This window comes from Paraburkholderia podalyriae, from assembly GCF_014397785.1.
Classification (GTDB): domain Bacteria; phylum Pseudomonadota; class Gammaproteobacteria; order Burkholderiales; family Burkholderiaceae; genus Paraburkholderia; species Paraburkholderia podalyriae.
The window spans coordinates 24294-49026 of sequence record NZ_VZQQ01000017.1 but is presented as its reverse complement, the minus strand read 5'-3'; the positions used below and the strand labels follow the sequence as shown (position 1 = coordinate 49026).

Annotated in this window: 20 protein-coding genes and 2 pseudogenes; 7 read left to right on the top strand and 15 right to left on the bottom strand. The window is 64.5% G+C overall.

Annotation, left to right across the window (positions count from 1 at the left end; translation table 11 throughout):
- Positions 1-125: 125 nt before the first annotated feature.
- Positions 126-1408, top strand: a pseudogene (locus tag F6X42_RS45940) (MFS transporter).
- A gap of 191 nt (positions 1409-1599) precedes the next feature.
- Positions 1600-2193: a nitroreductase family protein gene (locus F6X42_RS20885; RefSeq protein WP_187636037.1), complete on the top strand. Its 594-nt coding sequence runs from the start codon at positions 1600-1602 to the stop codon at positions 2191-2193.
- 102 nt (positions 2194-2295) lie between these two features.
- Here F6X42_RS20885 and F6X42_RS20880 read toward each other — a convergent pair whose 3' ends face one another.
- Positions 2296-3789 carry an MFS transporter gene (locus F6X42_RS20880; protein ID WP_187636036.1) on the bottom strand — a complete coding sequence of 498 codons (1494 nt, stop codon included), beginning with the start codon at positions 3787-3789 and terminating at the stop codon, positions 2296-2298.
- Positions 3790-3976: 187 nt separating this feature from the next.
- On the opposite strand from F6X42_RS20880, the gene F6X42_RS20875 reads away from it, so the two are divergent.
- Complete coding sequence (locus F6X42_RS20875) at positions 3977-5227, top strand: Hsp70 family protein (protein WP_187636035.1); 1251 nt, start codon at positions 3977-3979, stop codon at positions 5225-5227.
- Positions 5228-5360: 133 nt separating this feature from the next.
- Here the strand turns inward: F6X42_RS20875 and F6X42_RS20870 are convergent, their stop codons facing one another.
- Positions 5361-5564 carry a cold-shock protein gene (locus tag F6X42_RS20870; protein ID WP_007180251.1) on the bottom strand — a complete coding sequence of 68 codons (204 nt, stop codon included), beginning with the start codon at positions 5562-5564 and terminating at the stop codon, positions 5361-5363.
- 429 nt (positions 5565-5993) lie between these two features.
- Between F6X42_RS20870 and F6X42_RS20865 the strand changes: the two are divergent.
- Positions 5994-7589: pseudogene (locus F6X42_RS20865) on the top strand (APC family permease).
- A gap of 113 nt (positions 7590-7702) precedes the next feature.
- Here the strand turns inward: F6X42_RS20865 and F6X42_RS20860 are convergent.
- The 7 genes from F6X42_RS20860 to F6X42_RS20830 form a co-directional block, all read right to left on the bottom strand.
- Positions 7703-8488, bottom strand: coding sequence for a DODA-type extradiol aromatic ring-opening family dioxygenase (locus F6X42_RS20860; protein WP_187636034.1), 786 nt, complete (start codon positions 8486-8488; stop codon positions 7703-7705).
- Positions 8489-8621: 133 nt separating this feature from the next.
- Positions 8622-9224 carry a UbiX family flavin prenyltransferase gene (locus tag F6X42_RS20855; protein WP_187636033.1) on the bottom strand — a complete coding sequence of 201 codons (603 nt, stop codon included), beginning with the start codon at positions 9222-9224 and terminating at the stop codon, positions 8622-8624.
- Positions 9225-9264: 40 nt separating this feature from the next.
- Positions 9265-9576, bottom strand: a complete 312-nt coding sequence (grxD, locus tag F6X42_RS20850) for a Grx4 family monothiol glutaredoxin (RefSeq protein WP_187636032.1) — start codon at positions 9574-9576, stop codon at positions 9265-9267.
- Positions 9577-9688: 112 nt separating this feature from the next.
- Complete coding sequence (gene prmC, locus F6X42_RS20845; protein WP_187636031.1) at positions 9689-10576, bottom strand: peptide chain release factor N(5)-glutamine methyltransferase; 888 nt, start codon at positions 10574-10576, stop codon at positions 9689-9691.
- A 9-nt stretch (positions 10577-10585) separates the two neighbouring features.
- Positions 10586-11668, bottom strand: a complete 1083-nt coding sequence (gene prfA / locus F6X42_RS20840) for a peptide chain release factor 1 (protein ID WP_187636030.1) — start codon at positions 11666-11668, stop codon at positions 10586-10588.
- A 119-nt stretch (positions 11669-11787) separates the two neighbouring features.
- Positions 11788-13074: a glutamyl-tRNA reductase gene (hemA, locus tag F6X42_RS20835; RefSeq protein ID WP_187636029.1), complete on the bottom strand. Its 1287-nt coding sequence runs from the start codon at positions 13072-13074 to the stop codon at positions 11788-11790.
- Between the two features lie 78 nt (positions 13075-13152).
- Positions 13153-13863: a response regulator transcription factor gene (locus tag F6X42_RS20830; protein WP_187636028.1), complete on the bottom strand. Its 711-nt coding sequence runs from the start codon at positions 13861-13863 to the stop codon at positions 13153-13155.
- Between the two features lie 230 nt (positions 13864-14093).
- On the opposite strand from F6X42_RS20830, the gene F6X42_RS20825 reads away from it, so the two are divergent.
- From F6X42_RS20825 to F6X42_RS20815, 3 genes are read left to right on the top strand one after another with little or no spacing between them, the layout of a single operon-like run.
- Positions 14094-14372, top strand: a complete 279-nt coding sequence (locus F6X42_RS20825) for a hypothetical protein (protein ID WP_187636027.1) — start codon at positions 14094-14096, stop codon at positions 14370-14372.
- A gap of 18 nt (positions 14373-14390) precedes the next feature.
- Positions 14391-16205, top strand: a complete 1815-nt coding sequence (locus tag F6X42_RS20820; protein WP_187636026.1) for an aminopeptidase P family protein — start codon at positions 14391-14393, stop codon at positions 16203-16205.
- Positions 16206-16239: 34 nt separating this feature from the next.
- A complete protein-coding gene (locus F6X42_RS20815; protein WP_187636025.1) occupies positions 16240-16863 on the top strand; it encodes an HAD family hydrolase in 624 nt (207 codons plus the stop codon).
- A gap of 8 nt (positions 16864-16871) precedes the next feature.
- Here the strand turns inward: F6X42_RS20815 and F6X42_RS20810 are convergent, their stop codons facing one another.
- The 6 genes from F6X42_RS20810 to ugpB all read right to left on the bottom strand — a co-directional run bounded on the left by F6X42_RS20810 (position 16872) and on the right by ugpB (position 24359).
- Complete coding sequence (locus F6X42_RS20810; protein WP_187636024.1) at positions 16872-17996, bottom strand: DUF748 domain-containing protein; 1125 nt, start codon at positions 17994-17996, stop codon at positions 16872-16874.
- Between the two features lie 201 nt (positions 17997-18197).
- Positions 18198-19862, bottom strand: coding sequence for an energy-dependent translational throttle protein EttA (gene ettA, locus F6X42_RS20805; RefSeq protein ID WP_187636023.1), 1665 nt, complete (start codon positions 19860-19862; stop codon positions 18198-18200).
- Between the two features lie 233 nt (positions 19863-20095).
- The gene (locus tag F6X42_RS20800; RefSeq protein WP_187636022.1) at positions 20096-21184 is read right to left on the bottom strand and encodes a sn-glycerol-3-phosphate import ATP-binding protein UgpC; all 1089 of its coding nucleotides are present in this window, start codon (positions 21182-21184) and stop codon (positions 20096-20098) included.
- Between the two features lie 50 nt (positions 21185-21234).
- On the bottom strand, positions 21235-22080 hold the full coding sequence (ugpE, locus tag F6X42_RS20795; RefSeq protein WP_187636021.1) for a sn-glycerol-3-phosphate ABC transporter permease UgpE: 846 nt from the start codon (positions 22078-22080) through the stop codon (positions 21235-21237).
- A complete protein-coding gene (gene ugpA / locus F6X42_RS20790; protein ID WP_187636020.1) occupies positions 22077-22961 on the bottom strand; it encodes a sn-glycerol-3-phosphate ABC transporter permease UgpA in 885 nt (294 codons plus the stop codon). The genes ugpE and ugpA overlap by 4 nt, the downstream gene beginning before the upstream one ends.
- A gap of 72 nt (positions 22962-23033) precedes the next feature.
- Positions 23034-24359 (bottom strand): sn-glycerol-3-phosphate ABC transporter substrate-binding protein UgpB, encoded by a 1326-nt coding sequence (gene ugpB, locus F6X42_RS20785; protein WP_187636019.1) that lies wholly within the window; start codon positions 24357-24359, stop codon positions 23034-23036.
- Between the last annotated feature and the right edge of the window lie 374 nt (positions 24360-24733).

Here is a 24733-nt window from a genome sequence, read left to right as displayed (position 1 = left end):
CTTGACATGTTACCGACCAGTAACTAACATCGCAACACCATTGTGACCGATCTGTCACAAGTCATTCACCGACGCCGTAATCACACGAACGACGCCGCCATCCGGGCGCGTCGATGGGAGAACCGATGAACTGGGCTGCGCGACTGATAGGCGGACGATTCCACTACGGCTGGTTGACCGTCGCCGTGGTGTTCCTGGTTTTGCTCGCGGCGGCGGGTACGCGCGCGACACCGAGCGTGATGATGGTGCCGCTCGAGCACCAATTCGGCTGGAGCCGCGCGACGATCTCGCTCGCGATCTCCGTGAACATCGCACTGTACGGGTTGATGGGGCCGTTCGCGGCCGCCGCGATGCAGCGCTTTGGCGTGCGTCCGACGCTGCTCGCCGCGCTCGGCACGATGGCCGCGGGCGTCGCGCTGTCGTCGCTGATGATGCATCCGTGGCAGATGGTGCTGATCTGGGGCGTGATGGTCGGCGGCTCGACCGGGGTGGCGGCGCTGTCGCTGTCGGCGACCGTCGTGACGCGCTGGTTCACCACCCGCCGCGGTCTCGTAATGGGTATCCTGACTGCCAGCTCGGCGACCGGCCAACTGGTGTTCCTGCCGCTGCTCGCGGCCATCGCCGAGCATTACGGCTGGCGCCAGGTCGTGTGGGTCGTCGCGCTCGCGGCGGGCGTCGTGATTCCGCTCGTCGCGTTCCTGCTGCCGAGCATCCGGCCAGCATGCAACTGCGCCCGTACGGTGAACCCCACGACGCGCCCATCACCACGACCGTCACGAAGCAGAACCCGCTTGCAATCGCGTTCGGCACGCTCGCGTCGGCGAGCAAAACGCGCGACTTCTGGCTGCTGTTCTTCAGTTTCTTCATCTGCGGCGCGAGCACCAATGGCTATGTCGGCACCAATCTGATCGCGATGTGCGGCGACTACGGGATGACGGAAGTGCAGGGCGCGTCGCTGCTCGCGGCGATGGGCGTATTCGACCTGTTCGGCACGACGATGTCGGGCTGGCTGTCGGACCGCTTCAATAGCCGCGTGCTGCTGTTCTGGTACTACGGGCTGCGCGGCCTGTCGTTGATGTATCTGCCGCATGCGTTCGGCATCGACTTTTTCGGGCTGCCGCTGTTCGCGGTGTTCTACGGCCTCGACTGGATCGCCACCGTGCCGCCGACCGTGCGTCTCGCCACCGACGTCTACGGCAAGGAGTCGGCACCCATCGTGTTCGGCTGGGTGGTGGCGGGACACCAGCTCGGCGCGGCATTCGCGGCGCTCGGCGCGGGCATGCTGCGCGCAAGCCTTGGCACTTACACGGTTGCGTCGATGATTTCCGGCGGCTTGTGTCTCGTCGCCGCGGTGATCGTGCTGCGCATCAACCGCCCGGCCAAAGTGCCGACGCCACAGGCAATCTGACGCGCCTTCGCGAGCCGCGCGGATTCACCGTCCCCGAAGCGACGACGCACGGCCCCGAAGCGGACCGTGCGCGTTTTGCTGCCAGCGCGCATAGCGTCGCGCGGCAACTTGGAGCGCGCACCGAAAGCCCGTTATCCTATGTGGCCTTGGGCAGCCGCCCAGCGATGATGAATTTCTACCGAGAGAAGCGCATGGCCAACAAACCCGCCTCAACCGAAGTTGCCATTCACGAGCTGATTGCAGGTCGCTGGAGCCCACGTGCGTATTCGAGCGAGCCGGTGAGCCGCGATCAGTTGCGCGTCGTGCTCGAAGCGGCGCGCTGGGCACCGTCTTCGTATAACGCGCAGCCCTGGCGTTTTGTCGTCTTCGATCGCAGCGTCGACGAAATCGCGTTCAAGAAGGCTTTTGCCACGCTGGTGCCGTTCAACCAGGGCTGGAACGCGCCCGCGCCGGTGCTGATCGCGGTGACCGCGCACACGCTGACCAACAAGGGCGACGTGAACCGCTGCGCGTTCTACGACGCGGGCGCGGCGGCGATGTCGCTGGTGCTGCAGGCGCACGCGCTGGGTCTCGCCGCGCATCAGATGAGTGGCTTCGACGTCAACGCGTTCCGCACCACGTTCGAGTTGCCGAAGGACGTCGAACCGATCGCGATGATCTCGCTCGGCCATTACGGCGACGTCGACAAACTGGACCCGGTTCTGCGCGAACGCGAGAAGGCGCCGCGTCAACGCGCGGCGTTCGCGGATATCGCGTACGGCGGCGGCTGGAAGAAAGCGTTCTGAACGACGGCTTCGCGTCGCTCGCCGCCTGAGTTCCGCGCAGCGAAAAAAGCACTCGACGAGCGACGAAGCAGTCACGCACGCGCGGCATGGTCCGCGCGTTTTTCATTCGGCGCGGTCTGCGCCGTTCTCATCGTCCGCCACGCTCGACAGCGGCGCCGCCACGTGTTCGAGCGGCCTGCGCTCCGCGTCGACACCCCAGATCGCCGCGACGAGCGCCGCCGCGAGCATCAACGCCGACCCGACCAGATAGCCCGAAAACACCGCGCTGCGCTGATGCGTATCGATCAGCCGACCGAAAAACGCCGGCCCGATGATGCCGCCGAGCGCGGTGCCGAACGCATAGAAAACCGCGATCGCGAGCGCGCGGATTTCGAGCGGAAACGATTCGCTCACGGTCAGATAGGCGGAACTCGCGGCCGCCGACGCGAAGAAGAAAATCACCATCCAGGCGACCGTCTGCGTGACGACGGTGAGCAATTGCTGCTCGAACAGATAGCCGGACAGCGTCAGCAGGATCGCCGACATCGCGTACGTCGCGGCGATCATCTTGCGTCGGCCGATCACATCGAATAGCCGCCCGAGCACCAGCGGTCCCAGGAAATTGCCGAGCGCGAAGGGCAGCAGATACCATCCGATGTCACCACCGGGCACGTGATAAAAGTCCGTGAGGACGAGCGCGTAGGTGAAAAAGATCGCGTTGTAAAAGAATGCCTGCGCGGTCATCAACGTCAGACCGACCAGCGCGCGGCGTCGGTGCAGGTTGAATAGCGCGTGGAATACCTCGCGCAACGGCGTATGGTTGCGTGCCCGCAGGCGCAGCCGTGTGAGGGCGTGGTCGGCGAGCGCGTGGCCGGCGTCGCGAAAACGCGTCTCGATCCCCTCGACGATCGTGCGCGCGTCGCGCTCGTCGCCATGCGTGAGCAGCCAGCGCGGGCTTTCGGGTAACCAGATGCGCATCGGCAGAATTGCTAGCGCGAGCACGGCGCCGATGAAAAAGCACGCGCGCCAGCCCCAGTCGGCCGGCAGCAGATGCGGATCGAGCAGCACCAGAGAGCCCGCCGCGCCGATCCCCGCGCCGACCCAGAAGGTGCCGTTGATGCCGAGGTCGGTCCAGCCGCGCACGCGCGCCGGCGTAAATTCCTGGATCGTCGAGTTGATCGCCGTGTATTCGCCGCCGATACCCGCGCCGGTCAGAAAGCGAAACAGCATGAAGCTCATCAGATTCCACGACAACGCGGTCGCTGCGGTCGCGGCCAGATAGAGCGTCAGCGTGATGAAAAACAGCTTGCGGCGGCCAAGCCGATCGGTCAACCAACCGAAACCGAGCGCTCCGAGCACCGCGCCGGCAATGTATGCGCTGCCCGCGAGGCCGACGTCGGCATTTGAAAAGCGCAGCGCCGGGCTCGTTTTGAGCGCGCTCGCGACCGCGCCCGCGAGCGTCACTTCGAGCCCGTCGAGCAGCCACGTCACGCCGAGCGCGACGACGATCAGCGTATGAAAGCGGCCCCACGGCAGGCGGTCTAATCGCGACGGCAGATCGGTTTCGATCAGCGTGGCGTGGCGGTCATCGACGGCGGCAGTGGGCGGCACGCTCATGGCGCGAACTCTCCTCGATGGCGAAATGGGGCGGCATATTCGGTCGGACGCAGCAAGATCCATTCCGCGGCATCATTTCAAACGATCTGACGGCCATTCCGCCAGCTTCAGTTGATGCTGTCGGAGTTTTCGTGATACAAAGCCGCTCCCCTTCTGTGCGCGCCAGCCGTGAGCGGCCATTCCTGCCATGAACTATTGCGCGATTGACTTCGGTACTTCCAATTCGGCCGTCGCTGTTCCGACCGGCCCGCAGCTGAAGCTGGCGCCGGTCGAGGGCGCGTACACGACGCTGCCCACCGCGGTCTTCTTCAATACCGACGAAAACACCAGCGAATTCGGCCGCGCGGCGCTCGCCGCCTACATCGACGGCTTCGACGGCCGGCTGATGCGCTCGATGAAAAGCATTCTCGGCTCGCCGCTCGCCGAGAATACAACCGATCTCGGCGACGGCAGTGCGATCAAGTACACCGATGTGATCGCGACTTTCCTGGCTCACCTGAAGCGCGCGGCCGAGGCGAGCGTCGGTGGCGCGATCGACCGCGCGGTGCTCGGCCGACCGGTCTTCTTCGTCGACGACGACCCGCGCGCCGACCAGATGGCGCAGCATCAGCTCGAAGCCGCTGCGCGCACGGTCGGCTTGCGCGACATCCACTTTCAGTATGAGCCGATCGCGGCAGCGTTCGACTACGAATCACATCTGAGCGCCGAGGGGCTGGTGCTCGTCGCGGACATTGGCGGCGGTACGTCGGACTTTTCGCTCGTACGTGTGGGGCCCGACCGGACGAAGCGCGTCGAGCGCAAGGACGACGTGCTCGCGCACCACGGTGTGCACGTCGCGGGCACGGACTTCGACCGCCGCGTCGAACTCGTGACGATTCTGCGCGAGCTCGGCTACCAGTCGCTCGATCCGCAAGGGCGCGAAATCCCGAACCGGATCTATTTCGATCTCGCAACCTGGCACCTGATCAACACCGTCTACACGCCGAAGCGCGTCAGCGAACTCGCGCTAATGCGGCACCTTTTCACGGAAACGAAGCACCACGACCGGCTGATGCGCGTAGTGGAGCAGCGTTTCGGGCACGCGCTCGCCGCGCATGCGGAAGAGGCGAAGATCGGGGTGGCGGCGGGCGGCGAGACCGTGATCGATCTCGAGGAGGTGGAAGAGGATCTGCGTCTCGCGTTCGACGAAGCGCAACTCGTCAAGGCCGGCGAGGAAGAAACGCGACGTATCGTGCAGGCTGCGCGCGACACGGTGCAGGCGGCGGGTGTCGCGCCGCGCGACGTCGACGCCATCTATTTCACCGGCGGCTCGACCGGCCTCGCGTTTCTGTCGGGCGCGCTGGCCGCGGCGTTTCCGGACGCGAAAGCGGTATTCGGCGATCGTCTCGCGAGCGTGGCGACCGGCCTGGGTATTCATGCGCGGCGCGTGTTCCGATAATCGCGAATATTCAGCAGATAATCCGCCGCGAATTGCGAACACGCGATTTTAATCGGCCGATTTGAATTGGACGCCGGAAATAAAAAACCCCGCCGAGGCGGGGTTTTTTTGCGTCCAGAAGGAGGCGCGGAGCTTACACCGGCTTGATGTTAGCCGCTTGCTTGCCCTTCGGGCCCGTCTTCACTTCAAACGTGACCTTCTGGTTTTCTTGCAGCGTCTTGAAGCCTTCCGTGCGAATTTCCGAGAAATGCGCGAACAGATCTTCACCGCCGCCGTCAGGAGTGATGAAGCCAAAGCCCTTAGCGTCGTTGAACCACTTGACGGTACCGGTTTCCATATTACTTTTTCCTAAAGATGGTGAATAAGGCCGAAGCCCGGGGGTGCATGAAAATCAAGGAAGGGGGTAATGGGACCAACCGGAGTACCGTTGATGGGCGAACTACGAAAGAACCACTTCACTCGCCGCTTGAAATCCTGCCCGAACGTTATACGGCGAATTGAGACAAAGGTCAACTGTCTGCCGAAACTTTGCCAGACGGATGCAAAGATTCCTTACAAAGCTTGCGCACCAGTCTAACCTTTTGCTAGGGAGAACCCTTAGTCGGGCCGCAGTTCCGCTGCAGCAACATGGTGCAACCGTTAAACTACGCGCCGCGCGTCGGTTGCACCTATTCCGCATCTGGACGCGCTCACATGCACGTCACCGTCCCCACCGCCACGAGCGATGTCACGCGGTGCCGACATGGTTCTGATTTTAGGAGAAGACGTGAAAAGTTCTATACAACGGGACATCGGGCCATTCGCGCTGATGCTGACCGGTCTGGGTTCGATTATCGGATCGGGTTGGCTGTTCGGCGCGTGGAAGGCTGCAAAAATTGCCGGTCCCGCCGCGATTTGTGCATGGATCATCGGGGCGGTCATGATTCTCGCGATCGCGCTGACCTACGCGGAGCTCGGCGCGATGTTTCCAGAATCCGGCGGGATGGTGCGCTATGCGCGCTACTCGCACGGCGCGCTGGTCGGCTTCATCAGCGCATGGGCCAACTAGATCGCAATCGTGTCGGTGATCCCTATCGAGGCCGAAGCATCGATTCAATACATGAGTACGTGGCCCTATCCCTGGGCGCATGCGCTCTTTGTCGGCGGCTCATTGAGCACGAACGGCCTGCTGTTGTCCGCAGGGCTCGTAATCATCTACTTCCTGCTCAACTATTGGGGAGTGAAGCTGTTCGCGCGCGCCAACTCGGCGATCACGATCTTCAAGTTCCTGATTCCCGGCGCAACGATTCTCGGTCTGATGCTGACGGGCTTTCACAAGGAAAACTTCGGCCAGGTGAATACGTTCGCGCCCTATGGCTGGTCGTCGGTGCTCACGACGGTGGCGACGAGCGGCATCGTGTTCGCGTTCAACGGCTTCCAGAGCCCGATCAACCTTGCTGGTGAAGCGCGCAATCCGGCCAAGAGCGTGCCGTTCGCGGTGATCGGCTCGATCCTGCTCGCGCTCGTGATCTATGTGCTGCTGCAGATCGCATATATCGGCGCCGTGAACCCGGCCGAAGTGATGCAGGGCTGGGGACATTTCAGCTTCGCTTCGCCGTTCGCGGAACTGGCGATCGCGCTGAACCTGAACTGGCTGGCGATCCTACTGTACGTGGATGCGTTCGTGAGCCCGAGCGGCACCGGTACGACCTATATGGCGACCATGACGCGGATGATTTACGCGATGGAGCGCAACGACACGATGCCGAAGATTTTCGGCCAGGTGCATCCGTTCTACGGCGTGCCGCGTCCGGCAATGTGGTTCAACCTGATCGTGTCGTTCATCTTCCTGTTCTTCTTCCGCGGCTGGAGTTCGCTCGCGGCGGTGATCTCGGTCGCAACCGTGATTTCGTACCTGACCGGTCCTATCAGCCTGATGGCACTGCGCCGCGCGGCAACCGATCTCGAGCGCCCGCTGCACATTGCTGGTATGAAGGTGATCGCGCCGTTCGCGTTCGTCTGCGCGTCGCTGATCCTGTACTGGGCGAAGTGGCCGCTGACCGGCGAAATCATTCTGCTGATGATCGTCGCGCTGCCGGTGTACTTCTACTTCCAGGCGAAGTCGGGCTTCGAGGGTTGGGGCCGTGACCTGAAGGCCGCGTGGTGGCTGGTCGCGTATCTGCCGATCATGGCGCTCCTTTCGCTGATCGGCAGCAAGGAATTCGGCGGCGTCGGCATCCTGCCGTACGGCTGGGACATGCTCGTCGTAATCGCCTTCTCGCTGGTGTTCTACTTCTGGGGCGTGAACAGCGGCTATCGATCGGAGTATCTGGATGAGCGGATCGTGCACGACGAAGTGCTCGAAGGCATCGGCGCGCACTGAGCGCCGAAACCGACGGATCCGCTCGACGCGGGTCTTTCGCGTTAGACAAAAGCCCGCCTGATCGATGATCAGGGGGGCTTTTTGTTGGCCTTTGTGCGCGACCCTGCGCCGGATCAGGCCGTGCCGAACACGTAGTTCGTCATCGCGAGCGAACGCTGGTAGGTGCCCAGCGACTGGATCGCGAGCGAATAGTCGTCGTCGGCGGCGCCGAGTGCGGCGAACACCGGCAACAGATGCTCGTCGGTCGGGTGCATCAGCACCGCATGCGGCGCCTGCCGGCGATAGTCGAGCAGCGCGTCGATATCGCGCGCGACGAGCTTGTCCTCGAACCAGTCGGTGAATTCGCTCACGCGCGGATCGGCGTCTTCCGGGCGCGCGGAGAAATCGGCGACGCGCAGATTGTGCGTGATCTGGCCGGAGCCGATCACCATCACGCCTTCGTCTTTCAACGCGCGCAGTGCCCGGCCGAGGCGGAAATGATGCGCGGCGTCCTGGTGCGGCTGGATCGACAGTTGCGCGATCGGCACGTCCGCTTGCGGGAACATCAGCAGCATCGGCACCCATGCGCCGTGGTCGAGTCCGTGCGGCTGCACGTCCGCGGCGATGCCGCTCGCGCCGAGCAGCGCGGCGGCGCGGCGCGCGACGTCGGGCGCGCCCGGCGCAGGGTATTGGATTTCATACAGCTGGCGCGGAAAACCGTAAAAATCGTGGATGGTTTCAGGCGCCGTCGCGATGCTCGCGAGCGGCCGCGCGGTGCCCCAGTGCGCCGACAACATCAGGATGGCTTCGGGACGCGGCAATTGCTTGCCGAGCGCGCCGAACTCGGCGGACGGCATCGATGGATCGATCGGCAGCGTAGGTGCGCCGTGGGACAGAAAAAGCGAAGGTAGGCGGTTCATGACGGCGACGCGGCCGTGGAGACACGGCACGAAAAATTGGGTTGCTACCAATATAGGTCCGCACGCTCGCTTGATAAATGGGTTGGAGCGGAATTGATTGTGTCGCGGATGTTGTTAATACGCGCGATCGGGTTCACTCCTGCGCGCCTCGTAATCCTTGCCACGCGGGCGACAGGGCCGGCCCCAGCGCAAAAAGATCGAGAACGCGCGCGACCGTGTGATCGACCATCTCGTCGATCGAAGCAGGCTGGTTGTAGAACGCGGGCAGTGGCGGGAAAATCACACCGCCCATTTCCGTGACGGCCGTCATATTGCGCAGATGCGCGAGGTTGAACGGCGTTTCGCGCACCAGCAGCACGAGGCGGCGGCGCTCCTTCAGTGTGACGTCGGCGGCCCGGGTGATCAGGTTGTCGGCGAAACCGTGCGCGATGCTCGCGAGCGTTTTCATCGAGCAGGGCGCGACGATCATGCCGTCGGTCGCGAACGAGCCCGACGCGATGCTCGCGCCGACGTCGCGCAGTGAATGGACGACATCCGCAAGCGGATGCACGTCTTCCTTGCCCAACTGGAGTTCGTGCTGGATGTTGAGCCAACCCGCGCTCGAGATCAGCAGGTGACTCTCGACGCCGCCCAGCCGGCGCAGCGTCTCGAGTAGCCGGATGCCGTAGATGGCGCCGGTGGCGCCGGTGATCGCGATGATCAGCCGGCGGGGCGCCGCGGTGCGTGCTTGCTGCATGGCTTGCGGCGCCTGATGAAGCGAACGGAGCGGAGAACGCTCAGGCCGCGGCGAACAGCTGCTGCAACTCGCCCGATTCGTACATCTCCATCATGATGTCCGAGCCGCCGACGAATTCGCCCTTCACGTACAGTTGCGGAATGGTCGGCCAGTTCGAGAACTCCTTGATGCCCTGACGGATTTCGTCGTCTTCGAGCACGTTGACGGTCTTGATTTCACCGACGCCGCACGCCTTCAGAATCTGGATGGCGCGGCCGGAAAAACCGCACATCGGGAACTGAGCCGTGCCCTTCATGAAGAGAACGACGTGGTTGCCGTCGACGATTTGCTTGATGCGTTGTTGCGTATCCATGACTGACCTTGCGGTTCCGATAAAGGAAGGGAATAGGCTGAAATGATAGCGGATTTCGCTACGGGCGGCCGCAGCCGCGTCGCGCCTGGGGTTTTAGCCGCGACGACCGCGCTCACGCCCCGGCGCCACGCAGCACGCCGCCGCTGATCCGCGCGATGCCGGCGAGATCGCGCTCGGAGCGGACCCCGGCAAAACCGCGCGCGCTCAGCAACGCGCGCACCGCTTCAGCCTGGTCGTAGCCATGTTCGATCCATAGTGCGCCGTCGTCGGCGAGACGCTCGGGCGCACCGGCTACGATCGCGCGGATCGCGCTGAGGCCGTCGGCTTCGTCGGTGAGCGCGCCGCGCGGCTCGAAGCGCAGATCACCTTCGCCCAGATGCGGGTCGCCGCTCGCAATATAGGGCGGATTGCTGACGATCGCATCGAAGCGCAGCGCGGCGTCGAGTGAGCCGTACCAGTCGCTATGCAGGAAAGCGACGGCGCCGCCCGGGCGCTTCGCGCTGAGAAGGCGCGCGCCGTTGCGCGCGGCGACCGCAAGCGCGTCCGTCGATCGGTCGAGCGCCCAGACTTGCGCGTCGGGCCGCATGGACGCAATCGCCACCGCGATTGCGCCGGTTCCGGTGCCGAGATCGAGCACACGCGGACGCGGCCGGTGTTCGATCGCCGCGAGCACGGTCTCCACCAGCAACTCCGTTTCGGGACGCGGAATCAGCACCTGCGGCGTGACCTCGAACTCGAGCCCGAAAAATTCGCGCGCACCGACGAGCTGCGCGACCGGCTCCCCGACCACGCGCCGCGCCTCGAGCGCGCGATAACGCTCGACGCTCGCCCGCTCGAGCGGCTCCTCGCCGCGCGTGATCAGCTGCGTGCGCCGCCAGCCGAGCACGTGCGTGAGCAGAATCCGCGCTTCGAGCGGCGGCAGCGGCGATGCGCGCAACAGCGCGTCGGCCGTGGCGGGCAAAGCGGTGGGATCGAGCGGAGCCGGGGAGGTGTCGATCATTGTCGGGCGTCAGTCCGCGTCGCCGAGGGAGGCCAGCAACTCGGCCTGATGCTCGCTGACGAGCGCCGCGATCAGTTCTTCGAGATCGCCGTCCATGATCGCGTCGAGGCGATACAGCGTCAGGTTGATGCGGTGATCGGTGAGCCGCCCCTGCGGGAAGTTGTAGGTGCGGATGCGCTCGGAGCGATCGCCCGAGCCGATCAGATTCTTGCGCGTCGCCGCTTCCTTCGCCTGCTGCTCGTGCGCCTGCTTGTCCTTGATGCGCGCGGCGAGCACCTTCAGTGCGCGATCCTTGTTCTTGTGCTGCGAGCGGTCGTCCTGACATTCGACGACGATGCCCGTCGACAAGTGTGTGACGCGCACCGCCGAGTCGGTCTTGTTGATGTGCTGACCGCCCGCGCCCGACGCGCGGAACGTGTCGATACGCAGATCGGCCGGATTGATCTCGACTTCGCCGATGTCGTCCGCTTCCGGCATCACCGCGACCGTGCACGCCGATGTATGGATGCGGCCCTGCGTTTCGGTGGCCGGCACGCGCTGCACGCGATGGCCGCCCGACTCGAATTTCAGCTTCGAATACGCCGCGTCGCCGGCGATCCGCACGATGACTTCGCGATAGCCGCCAAGATCCGATTCGCTCGCCGACATCATCTCGACCTGCCAGCGATTGCGTTCGGCATAGCGCAGATACATGCGCAGCAGATCGCCCGCGAACAGCGCGGATTCGTCGCCGCCGGTGCCCGCGCGGATTTCGAGGAAGATGTTGCGGTCGTCGTTCGGGTCTTTCGGCAGCAGCATTTTCTGCAGATCGACGCCGAGCGTCTCCATGCGATCCCGCGCCGCGCGGATCTCCTCTTCGGCGAAATCACGCATCGACGCGTCGGCGAGCAGTTCCTGCGCGGTGGCCGCGTCGTTCCGCGCCTGGCGCCAAAGCCCGTACTGCTCGACGACGGGGCCGAGCTCCGCGTGTTCGCGCGTGAGCTTGCGGTACTGGTCGAGGTTGGCGGTGATGTCCTCGCGGCTCAACAGGTCGTTCAGTTCGGCCAGCCGGGTGGTCAACTGGTCGAGCTTGCGTTGCATGCTCGTTTTCATCGGGCGGGTAGCGGAGCGGACTCCGGAAGGATGCGGCCAGGGGAACGGGCGAATGCCCGGGGCGGAAGAACGTCGCGAGCCACGGTGGTGGCGCGCGGGGTGCGGCGAGCACAACGCCGCTAACGCTCGGAGGAGCCGGGGTGTTTGTAGAAGCCGCTCATCAGCTCGATCAGCTTGTCGCGGTTGTCGCTGCTCGCGCGATTCAACGCGTGCGTGGGACCATGGATCAGCTTGTTGGTGAGCGATTGCGACAGTGCTTCGAGCACCGCGGCCGGATCGTCGCCGCGCGCGAGCATTTTCTGCGCACGTTCGACCTCTGCGCGGCGCAGCGTATCAGCCTGCGTGTGCATGTGGCGGATCACCGGCACGATGCTGCGCGCGTCGAGCCACTGCATGAAGTTCTGCACCCGCGTTTCGATGATTGCTTCGGCCTGCGCGACCGCGGCCTGGCGCGACGCATTGCCTTCGCGGACGATTGCGCCGAGGTCGTCGACGGTGTACAGGAATACGTCTTCGAGCTGGCCGGCTTCGGGCTCGATGTCGCGCGGCACCGCGAGGTCGACCATGAAAATCGGCCGGTGACGGCGCGCCTTGACCGCGCGCTCGACCGCGCCAAGACCGATGATCGGCAATGTGGACGCCGTGCACGACACGATGATGTCGAATTCGTGCATTCGAGCGGGTAGCTCGGAGAGCGGAATGGCGCGGCCGTTGAAGCGCTCGGCGAGCCGCGTGCCGCGTTCGGCGGTGCGGTTCGCGACGACGAGTTCACGCGGGAACTGCGCGGCGAAATGCGTCGCGCAAAGCTCGATCATTTCGCCAGCACCGATGAACAGCACCCGCTGATTCGCGATCTTGTCGAAAATGCGTTGGGCGAGGCGTACCGCAGCAGCGGCCATCGACACCGACTGCGCGCCGATTTCGGTCGTGCTGCGCACTTCTTTCGCGACGGCGAAGGTGCGCTGGAATAGCTGGTTCAGATAGGTGCCGAGGGCGCCGGCTTCGGAAGCAGTGCGCACCGCGTCCTTCATTTGTCCGACGATCTGCGTTTCGCCGAGCACCATCGAATCGAGCCCCGACGCGACGCGGAACGCATGCCGCACCGCTTCGGACTGCGGCAGCGCGTAGACATGCGGTGCGAGTTCGTCGATGGGCAGATTATGGTACTTCGACAGCCACTGGACCGAAGCTTCTCGTGCGGCGAGGTCGTGGGTCGCGCAGTAGAGTTCAGTGCGGTTGCAGGTGGACAGAATTGCCGCTTCCGGTGCATTGGGGGCCACACGGCCCAGCCAGATGCCTTTGAACGTATCCAGCGCGGGCTTGATTTGTTCGAGCGGAAACACCACGCGTTCGCGCAGGGCGACAGGCGCAGTGTGATGGTTGATTCCGATCGTTAGAAGCTGCATTTGGGGGGCTATCGTTCAGTTCTATATTATAGCGTTTCCACGATTATCACATCCTGCCCGCCATATATCCCGCATGCGTCAGATCGCGCCTGTCAGGGTCTCCGGCGGAATCGCGTCGAGCTGGTAACCGTAACCATAGACCGGCGTCAGCGTGTAGCCAAGCTCCGGGCGCAGTTGCAGCTTGCTGCGCACGCGCGACGCGTGGGTGTCGATGGTGCGCGACTTTACGTCGCGACGGCACGCCCACACGGTTTCGAGAATATGCGCGCGCGACACCGGCCGCGCGAGATTGTTGAACAGCACCAGCGCGAGGCGGAATTCCTTCGGCGTCAGGATCACGGTCAGGTCGCGGAAGGTTACGGCGAAATGCGCCGCATCGAACGTATAGCCGCCGATCACGTCGCGCCGCCGGTTAGGCGGCCGCCGCAGGCCCGCGCGGCGCTGCAGCGCCTCGACGCGTGCGAGCATTTCGGGGCCGCGCACTGGCTTGCTCAGGCAGTCGTCGGCGCCGGCGTGCAGCGCGGCGACGATCTGGCATTCACGCGGCGCCGCAATCAGCATCATGACAGGCAGGCCCGGCAAAATGGAGCGCGCGCGTGGGATCACGTCTTCGGCGCAATGGTCGCCGGCCCAGCTTTCGGTGATCAGCAGGTCGAAGAATTCGTCGGTGGCGCGCTGCAGGAAGGTGGCGCTGGTGGTGAAGTGCTGGCACACGTGGCCGCCGGCGAAAATCAGCCGGTCAACCAGTTTGGCGTGGTGCACGTCGGGTTCGATAAGGGCGATGCGCATGGGCGCGGCGTCAGCCTGGCAACGGGCGGAGCGTGAGGCGTTTTCGTCAGACTTGCAACTTGCCTAAGCACACCCCGACCCCTAAACTCAACCGCTATGCGGAAAGCGCCGTGCTGAACTTGTATAGTTGAGGAGGCAAAAATGCTAGCGTTGGCGGCTCCTTTCGCCTATGAGACGAATCCGAAATTGATTTTGCCGTGTTTGAGCGCCCAGTCTGGAGTCCACGCCTGATGGGTTGGCCAGGCATTCTCGTACTCGGCGCGGTGATCGGCCTCGCGGGCTGGTGGCTGCATCCGCAGCGGCGGGCGAGCTGCGCCCGCTGGTGGGCGGCGCTGTTGGCCGGCGTGCTCGGCGCGAGCGTCGCGCGGATGGCCGGCAATGTGACAGGTCTTTTCCATGACGGTGACATGCTCGAATGGCCGGTATGCACCGCCGTCGCGCTCATCGCCGTCGCCGTGACGGTCGGCCTCTTTTCGCGTCAATCAACGCGCAGGTCGATCCGTCGATGAATCCTCGCAGGTAATCCCATGAACGCCCGACTTCCCGAAACCTCCTCCATTCCCGAGCGCCTCGCGAGCCTGCGCGCCGCGATGGCGCGCGAAGGCATCGCCGCTTACCTCGTGCCGTCGGCGGATCCGCATCTGTCCGAGTATCTGCCCGGGCGCTGGCAAGGCCGCCAGTGGCTGTCAGGCTTCACCGGCTCGGCCGGAACGCTGATCGTGACCGCCGATTTCGCCGGCGTCTGGACCGACAGCCGCTACTGGGAGCAGGCGAGCGCGCAGCTCAACGGCAGCGGTGTCGAGCTGATGAAGATGATGGGCGGCCAGCAGACCACACCGCATTTCGAATGGCTCGCGCAGCACGTCGCGAGCGGCGGCATCGTCGGTGTGGACGGCGCGGTGCTCGGGGTCGCGGCCGCGCGCGCGTTGAGCGCCGCACTGAACGCGCGCGGCGTGCAGCTGCGTACCGACGTCGACCTGTTCGACTCGATCTGGGCGCAGCGTCCCGCGCTCCCCGCCGACCCCGTCTTCGAGCACATCGCGCCGCAAGCGGGCGTCGCGCGCGCGGACAAGCTCGCGCAGGTGCGTCGCGCGATGGCCGACAAAGGCGCGCAATGGCACTTCATCTCGACGCTCGACGACCTCGCCTGGCTGCTGAACCTGCGCGGCGCCGACGTCAGCTACAACCCGGTGTTCGTCGCGCACGCGCTGATCGGCGTGGAGAGCGTGTCGCTCTTTATCGCGGACGGCAAGGTGTCGGCGGCGCTCGCCGAAGTGCTCGCACGCGACGGCATCAGCGTCGAGCCGTACGCGAAAGCCGCCGAGGCGCTCGCCGCGCTGCCGGCCGGCAGCACGTTGCTGATCGATCCGCGTCGCATCACGTACGGCTTGCTGGAGGCGGTGCCGTCGGCGGTCAAGGTGGTCGAGGCGGTCAATCCGTCCACCTTCCTCAAGTCGTGCAAGACCGCCGCCGACGTCGCGCACGTGCGCGGGACGATGGAGCAGGACGGCGCGGCGCTCGCCGAATTCTTCGCGTGGTTCGAAAGCGCGCTGGGCCGCGAGCGCATCACCGAGCTGACGATCGACGAACGTTTGACGGCCGCCCGCGCGCGCCGTCCCGGCTTCGTGTCGCTGAGCTTCGCGACGATTGCGGGCTTCAACGCGAACGGCGCAATGCCGCACTATCGCGCGACCGACGAGTCGCATGCGGTGATCGAAGGCAACGGCCTGCTGCTGATCGATTCGGGCGGCCAGTACCTGAGCGGCACGACCGACATCACGCGCGTCGTGCCGGTCGGCACGCCGAGCAACGAACAGCGCCGCGATTTCACCGTCGTGCTGAAGGGCATGATCGCGCTGTCATGCGCGCAATTTCCGCGCGGCATCCGCTCGCCGATGCTCGACGCGATCGCGCGCGCGCCGATCTGGCAGGCCGGCGCCGACTATGGCCACGGCACCGGTCACGGGGTCGGCTACTTCCTGAACGTGCACGAGGGCCCGCAGGTGATCTCGCACTACGCGCCGGCCGAACCGTGGACCGCGATGGAGGAGGGCATGATCACGTCGAACGAGCCGGGTCTGTATCGGCCGGGCAAGTGGGGCGTGCGCATCGAAAACCTCGTGCTGAACGTGGCCGCCGAAAAAACCGAATTCGGCGATTTCCTGAAGTTCGAAACGCTGACGCTGTGCCCGATCGACACGCGCTGCATCGAGTTGTCGCTGCTGCGCGACGACGAGCGCGCATGGCTCAACGCCTATCACGAAACGGTGCGCGCGCGCCTCGCGCCGCATGTGTCTGGCGACGCGAAGGCATGGCTCGAACTGCGCACGCAACCCATCTGAGCATAGCGACGACCTGCGAAACGGAGCGTGGTACATGGCGATCAAGGCAGTGGTGTTCGATTTCGGCGGCGTGCTGATCGATTGGAGTCCCGAGTACCTGTACCGCGAGCTGATTCCCGACGAGTTCGAGCGCCGCTGGTTCCTCACGCACGTCTGCTCGATGGACTGGGTGATTCGCCAGGACGGCGGCCAGCCGATTGTCGAAGCCACCGACGAGTTAATCGCACAGTTTCCCGGCCACGAGCCGCTGATCCGCGCGTTCTATGAGCGTTGGCACGAGATGGTGGCGGGCGTGCTCGACGACGGCATCGCGCTGATGGAAAAGCTCGAAGCGGCCGAGGTGCCGCTTTTCGGACTCACCAACTGGTCGGACGAGACTTTCCCGTATGCGTGGCAGCACTATCCGGTGCTGCAGCGGTTTCGGGACATCGTCGTGTCGGGGCGCGTGAAGCTCGTGAAGCCCGACCCGGCGATCTTCGCGGAAATGCACCGGCGTATCGAGTTGCAGATGCCCGGCATCGAGTCGGCCGAACTCGTCTTCATCGACGACAACGCGAAGAACGCCGAAGCCGCGACGGCGCTCGGCTGGCACGGTGTGCATCACACGAGCGCCGCGCAAACGGAAGCAAAGCTGCGCGGGCTGGGCTTGCCGGTTTGAGCTGACCGCTACTGTCCCAACAGATTCTTCAACGCATTGCCGAGACCCTTGACGGTCTCGCCCGCGCCCTTCGCGACGCCTTCGACACTGACCCCCAGCGCCTGCGCAAACCCGGCGCCGATGCGCTTGAAGAGTCCTTCGCGCACCGAGAACTTCGGATCGCGCAGATCGCCGTCGAGCACGAAATGCAGCGTGATGTCGCCGTTGTGCGTACGCAGCGCCGCAACGGCGGCGCGGGTCGGAATCGACATGAACGTCTCCAGCGGATTGTCGGTTTCAGCGAGCTGCAGATTGTGGACGGTCACCGTGCCAGGCGCGCGCAGGTGATAGTTGCGCACCGTCGATTCGATTGTCAGATCGACCGTGCCGCCCGTCACCTGTGCGCGCGTGCCGGCCTTCTTCAGAAGATACGGATCGAGCATCGCGATGTCGACGCCGCGCAGCGTGCTCGTCGTCTGCGAATCGCGGGTGGCAACCTTGATCCAGCCGTCGAACGTCATGGTGCCCGTATGCGCCGGACCCTTCAGCGAGCCGCGAACGCTGACATTGGTCGGCTCGGCGAGCGACGGCAGATGCAGATTGTCGACGGTCGCGTTCGCGTTGCTGACCGTGACCTTGAACGGCTGCGGCCCGACAGTCATGTCGTAGAAATGGAAGTTACCCTGCTCGAAGCGGATATGGTCGACCCGCTTTTCGCGCGGGATCGGCGGAGCGGTGCCGGTGCCGCCCTGGTGATCGCTGCGGTTCAGCGATTCGCGCAGGTTCGGCAGCAGATTGAGCGCGCCGTCCTTCGTGCGTAGCACGGCCATGTCGAAGCCACGCACGACGACCTCACGGATATGCATACGCCGCGCGATCAGATCGCGCACATCGGGGGTGATCGTGATTTCGTCGGCGCGTAGCGGTTCGCCCGCCGGCCAGCCGGGCGGCGCATTCAGCAGAACGTGGGTGAGGTGAACCGAGGTGAGACCGACATCGATGCGCTCGGCGCTGCCGAGCGGCCCGAGCGCCGCGCTGACGCGATTCTTGACTTCCTGTTGCGCGAATTGCATCGCGCCGATCGCGATCAGAATCAACGCCAATAACGTTGCACCCACGACGACGATCCAGCGCTTGCCCCTCGACATCGCCATGTCTGTCTCCTGTCGACCCGAGTTAGCGCTTCAGCGCTTACTCGGGTCCCATGCAAGGCCGTCACCGCATCGCGCGGCGTGGTGTTGACCGTGTGTCGCGCGCGCGAGACTTTCATGCGCCTCCACCATGCGGCGGCCAGCAACGCACATGCCCCGCGACCCGTCCGGCATTGCGACAGACGGGCCGTCGTCCGCTGCCTGTCAGCGCGAGATCGGCTTGTAGCGCAGGCGCTTCGGCCGCGCGCCTTCCTCGCCGAGACGCGCTCGCTTGTCCGCTTCGTATTCCTGGTAGTTGCCGTCGAAGAACGTGACTTGCGAGTCGCCTTCGAACGCGAGGATATGCGTGGCGATGCGATCGAGGAACCAGCGATCATGCGAGATCACGAGCACGGAACCCGCGAATTCGAGCAGCGCGTCTTCGAGTGCGCGCAGCGTTTCGACGTCGAGGTCGTTCGACGGTTCGTCGAGCAGCAGCACGTTGCCGCCCGCGATCAGGGTCTTCGCCAGATGCAGACGACCGCGCTCGCCGCCGGACAGATTGCCGACGATCTTCTGCTGGTCGCCGCCCTTGAAGTTGAAGCGGCCGATATACGCGCGCGACGGCGTTTCGTACCTGCCGACTGTCAGCACGTCCGCGCCGCCCGAGATTTCCTCGAACACGGTCTTGGTGCCTGCGAGCGCCTCGCGGCTCTGGTCCACGCAAGCGAGCTTGACGGTCGGGCCCTGCACGATTTCGCCCGAATCGGGTTGTTCGCGACCGGTCAGCATCCGGAACAGCGTCGACTTGCCGGCGCCGTTCGGACCGATGATGCCGACGATCGCACCGGCCGGAATCTTGAAGCTGACGTTATCGAGCAGCAGACGATCGCCGTACGACTTGCTGACGTTCTTGAACTCGATCACTTCGTTGCCGAGGCGGTCGCCGACCGGAATGAAGATTTCCTGCGTTTCGTTGCGCTTCTGGTAGTCCTGGCTGTTCAGTTCCTCGAAGCGGGCAATACGCGCCTTCGACTTCGCCTGGCGTCCCTTCGGATTCTGGCGCACCCACTCCAGCTCCTTCTTGATCGCCTTCTGGCGCGCCGACTCCGACGCTTCTTCCTGCTTCAGGCGCTCTTCCTTCTGATCGAGCCAGCTGCTGTAGTTGCCCTTCCACGGGATGCCGTGGCCGCGGTCGAGTTCGAGAATCCACTCGGCGGCGTTATCGAGGAAGTAGCGATCGTGCGTGACGGCGACCACGGTACCCGGGAAGCGTGTCAGGAACTGCTCGAGCCATTCGACCGATTCCGCGTCGAGGTGGTTGGTCGGCTCGTCGAGCAGCAGCATGTCCGGCTTTTGCAGCAGCAGTTTGCACAGCGCCACGCGGCGCTTTTCGCCCCCCGACAGATGCTCGATCTTCGCGTCCCACGCCGGCAGGCGCAGCGCGTCGGCGGCGATTTCGATCTGCTGCTCGGCGCTGCCGTCGGTCGTTGCGAGAATCGCTTCGTACTTCGCCTGCTCGGCGGCCAGTGCGTCGAAGTCGGCGTCCGGCTCGGCGTAGGCCGCGTAGATTTCGTCGAGCTTCTTCTGCGCGTTGAACACGTCGCCGAGGCCTTCCTCGACCGCTTCACGCACGGTTTTCTGCGGATCGAGTTGCGGCTCCTGCGGCAGATAGCCGATGTTCAGGTTCGGCATCGGCGTCGCCTCGCCTTCGATCTCGGTGTCCACACCGGCCATGATGCGGATCAGTGTCGATTTGCCCGAGCCGTTCAGGCCGAGCAGGCCGATCTTCGCGCCGGGGAAGAACGATAGCGAAATGTCTTTCAGGATCTGGCGCTTGGGCGGCACGATCTTGCCGACCCGGTTCATGGTGAAAACGTATTGGGCCATTTGCTTGCAGTAGACGTTGACGACGCCGGCCGCGTGCGGGCGGGCAGTCGGGGGTGAATGGGTAATCGGTGTGAGGGCCGGACGGAACACCCGGCGCCGGCTGGCGCGGCGTCGGATTCGACGACGCTGCCGCGCCCGGCATATGGTTCAGGTGGCATTGTACTTCGGGGCGGAGGCCGGGCGGCAGGGGAGTTCCGGCGGCGGGCCGCCGTCGCGGCACTCCGGGGGGCGTCTCAGTTCGCGCGCTGTCCCGTCGCCGGATCGAAGAAGTGCAGATGCTGCGCGGGCAGCGCGACCTGCAGCGCTTCGCCCGCCGCCGGACGATGCGCATGCGGCAGCCGCACGGTCACGTCGTGCTTGCCCCAGCGGCCATGCGCGAGATTGTCCGCGCCGAGCAGTTCGCACGAGTCGACGCTCAGCGTCGCGTGCGGTGCGTTGGCCGTGCCCGGGCTCAGGTGCTCGGGGCGGATGCCGAGCGTCCATTCACGGCCTGTCGCGACTTCGCGGCCGATCGACGGCACGCCCGCGAGCGGCAGCTTCGGGCCGTTGCCGGCGACGTCGAACGTCGAGCCGTCGTCCGAAACACGGCCTTCGAGCAGGTTCATCCCCGGCGAGCCGATGAAGCTCGCGACGAACACCGTGGCGGGCCGCTCGTAGACTTCGGTCGGCGCGCCGATCTGTTCGGCCTGGCCCTTGTGCATCACGATCACGCGCTGCGCCAGCGTCATCGCTTCGATCTGATCGTGCGTGACGTACAGGCTCGTGGTCTTGAGTCGCGCATGCAGGCGCTGGATTTCGAGGCGCATTTGCACGCGCAGACGCGCATCGAGATTCGACAGTGGTTCGTCGAACAGAAACACCGCCGGCTCGCGCACGATCGCGCGTCCCATCGCGACGCGCTGCCGCTGCCCGCCCGACAGCTCGCGCGGCTTGCGCTGCAACAGCGCGCCGAGTTCGAGAATCTGCGCGGCGGCTTCGACGCGCTGCGCGATCTGCGCGCGATCGACGCCCGCGATCTTCAACGCGTAGCCCATGTTTTCGGCCACGCTCATATGCGGATACAGCGCGTAGTTCTGGAACACCATCGCGATGTTGCGGTCCTTCGGCTCCAACTCGTTGACGACTTTGCCGGCGATCGAGATGCTGCCGTCGGAGATGCGCTCGAGCCCGGCGACCATCCGCAGCAACGTCGATTTGCCGCAGCCGGACGGCCCGACCATCACGACGAATTCGCCGTCGGCGACGTCCACGTCGATGCCGTGCAACACGAACTGTTTGCCGTCGTAAGTTTTCTTAACGCTTTGCAGGGTCAGTGCAGCCATGCCGTTCTAGCCTTGTCTTTTGAGTGCTTGTCGCCGTCCGCCACAGCGGATCATTTTTCCGAATCCACGAGGCCGCGCACGAACCAGCGCTGCATCGTCAGCACGACGACGAGCGGCGGCAGCATCGCGAGCAGCGTGGCCGTCATCACCAGATGCCATTCGGTCGCGGTATCGCCCGACGCGATCATCCCCTTGATGCCGATCACCGCGGTGGTCAGCGACTGCTGGCTCGTGATCAGGATCGGCCACAGATACTGATTCCAGCCGTAGATGAACGTGATCACGAAGAGCGCCGCCATCGTGGTCCGTGACAGCGGCAACACGACGTCCCAGAAGAAGCGCAGCGCGCCCGCACCGTCGATGCGCGCGGCTTCCATCAGCTCGTCCGGCAGCGTCTTGAAGAACTGACGGAACAGGAACGTCGCGGTCGCCGACGCGATCAGCGGCAACGTCAGACCGGTGTACGTATTGCTCAGATGCATCGACGACACCACCTGCACGGTCGGGAAAATCCGCACTTCGACCGGCAGCATCAGCGTGATGAAAATCAGCCAGAACGCGAGCGTGCGAAACGGAAAGCGGAAGTAGACGATCGCGTACGCGGAGATCATCGACACGGCGATCTTGCCGATCGCGATCACGAGCGCCATCACGAGGCTGTTGAACAGCATGCGATTGAACGGCGCCGCCGCATTGCCGGTGCCGTGCGTCCAGATCGTGGCGATGTTCTCCAACAGATGCGTGCTCGGCACGAGCGACAGCGGCACCGTGAACACTTCGTGCTCGCTCATCGTCGCCGCGCAGAACGCGACGTACACGGGAAACACCACCAGCGCGACGCCCGCGATCAGCACCGCGTGACAGAACAGGTCAAAACCGCGTCGGTTCTCGATCATGAGTATTGAACCCTGCGTTCGATGAAGCGGAATTGCACGACGGTCAGCGCCACGACGATGATCATCAGCACGACCGACTGCGCGCCCGAGCTGCCGATGTCGAGCCCCTGGAAGCCTTCGGCGAAGATCTTGTAGATCAGCGTGCGGGTGGCCTGGCCGGGACCGCCGCCGGTCGCCGCGTCGATCACGGGGAAGGTGTCGAAGAACGCGTAGGTGATGTTGATCACCAGCAGAAAGAACGTGGTCGGCGACAGCAGCGGCAACGCGATGCCGAAGAAGCGGCGCACCGGACCCGCGCCGTCGATCGCGGCCGCTTCGATCAGCGAGCGCGGAATTGCCTGCAGGCCCGCATAGAAGAACAGGAAGTTATAGCTGACCTGCTGCCAGACCGACGCGAGCACGACGAGGAACATCGCCTGAGCGGGGTTCAGCGCGTGATTCCACACGATGCCGTATCTTGCGAGCGCATAGGTGACCAGGCCGATGCTCGGGTTGAACAGGAACGACCACAGCACGGCGGCGATCGCGGGCGCGACCGCGTATGGCCAGATCAGCAGCGTTTGATAGGCCTTCGCGCCGCGCGTCACGCGATCGGCGCAGACCGCGAGCAGCAGCGAGATCACGAGGCCCGACACGGTGACGAGCGTGCAGAACACGATCGTCGTGTTGAACGACGCCAGATACAGCGGGTCGGCGAACAACTGTTTGAAGTTCGCGAGTCCGACGAACTCGCTCGACGTACCGAACGCGTCCTGAGTCTGCGTCGATTGCCAGAGCGCCACGCCTGCCGGCCACACGAAGAACACCAACGTGATGAGCAACTGCGGCGCGACGAGCAGGTAGGGCAGCGCGCTGGTGCCGAAGTAGGAGCGCTTTTCCATCGGGATTTCCAGAGTGTGCTGTAACGACGGGTTCCCGCGCGGGAGCGCCGGAACCCTGCCAGCAGACGATGCTTAGTTACCGGCCTTTTCGAAGCGGCGCAGCAGGTCGTCGCCGCGCGCGACGGAGGAGTCGAGCGCCTGCTGCGGCGTCTTCTTGTCCGCCCACACCTGCTCGAGTTCTTCGTCGATCACGGTGCGGATCTGCGGCATGTTGCCTAGACGCAGGCCCTTCGTGAACGGCAGCGGCGGCTTGTTCAGCATCTGGCGGATCGCGGTGTCGCTGCCGGGGTTCTTGTCGTAGAAGCCCTGCTGGCGCGTCAGATCGTACGCGGCGGTCGTGACCGGCAGATAGCCCGTGTCCTGATGCCACTTCGCGGCGACCGGTGCCGTGGCCAGGTACGCGAGGAACTTCGCGACGCCCTTGTAGACGGCCGGGTCCTTGCCCGACAGCACCCACAGACTTGCCCCGCCGATGATCGCGTTCTGCGGCGCGCCCTTCACGCTGTCGTCGTACGGCATCATGCCGGTGCCGAAGCTGAACTTCGCGTATTTCTTGATCGTCGCGAGCGAGCCCGACGAGTTCGTGATGATGCCGCAGTCGCCGCTATAGAACTTCGACACCGGTTCGTCCTTGCGGCCGACATAGGTGAACGTGCCGTCCTTCGCCATGTTCTGCAGGAACTGGATGTGCGCGACCTGCAGCGGCTTGTTGAATTCGAGCTGCGCGTCCATGCCATCGAAGCCGTTGTTACGCGACGCAAACGGCGCCGCATGCCACGCGCTGTAGTTCTCGAGCTGAATCCAGCTCTGCCAGCCCGACGAGTAGCCGCAGGACATGCCTGACGCCTTCAGCTTTTGCGCGTCGGCGCGCAGCTCGGCCCAGGTCTTCGGCGGCTGGTTCGGATCGAGTCCGGCCTTCTTGAACGCATCCTTGTTGTAGTACAGCACCGGCGTCGAGCTGTTGAACGGCATCGAGATCAGCTCGCCGGTTTTCGAGTCGCTGTAATAGCTCGCGATGGTCGGCACGAAGGCTTTCTGGTCGAGCGGCACGCCCGCGCTCTTGAATACCTGCGTCACCGGGACGATGGCTTTCTTGGCCTGCATCATCGTCGCGGTGCCGACTTCGTAGACCTGCAGGATGGCCGGCGCGTTGCCGCTGCGATAAGCGGCGATGCCGGCGGCGAGGGTCTGGTCGTAGGTGCCCTTGAACACGGGCACGATCTCGTAGTCGCTCTGCGATTTGTTGAAGTCGTTCGCGATGTCGTTCAGACGTTCGCCCAGTGCGGCTTCCATTGCATGCCAGAACTGGATTTCGGTCGCGGCGTGAGCCGCCTGGCCGACGCCGATGCTTAATACGGCGGCGAGGGAAAGTGAACGGAACAGCGGCTTGTAATTCATCGATTTGTCTCCTGTTCGGAAGGGCGCGGACGCGAATCGCGCGATTCTATTTGTGTTCGATGACATTCCGGCGGCGGCGCGCCGGAAGCCGAAATTTAGCATTGGCTGTCGGGGAAAGGAAATAAACGGGAGGGGACTCGGGTGGGCTCGGGCGATGCAGGTCGTGGTGCGGTGCCGCGTGGATGCGCTCGTCGGACCTTCACCACTTTTGACATTCGCCCATGTGCTAATGCCGTAAGCTCAGTCTCTCGACTTGATACGAAGGTGTCAACAATGACGTGGACATACCTCGAAGCGATGGACCATTGGTCGAGAGCGCACATGCTGAAACGCGCGAGCTGGCGCTTATGTGGATGCCGTCGAGGACACCTGTT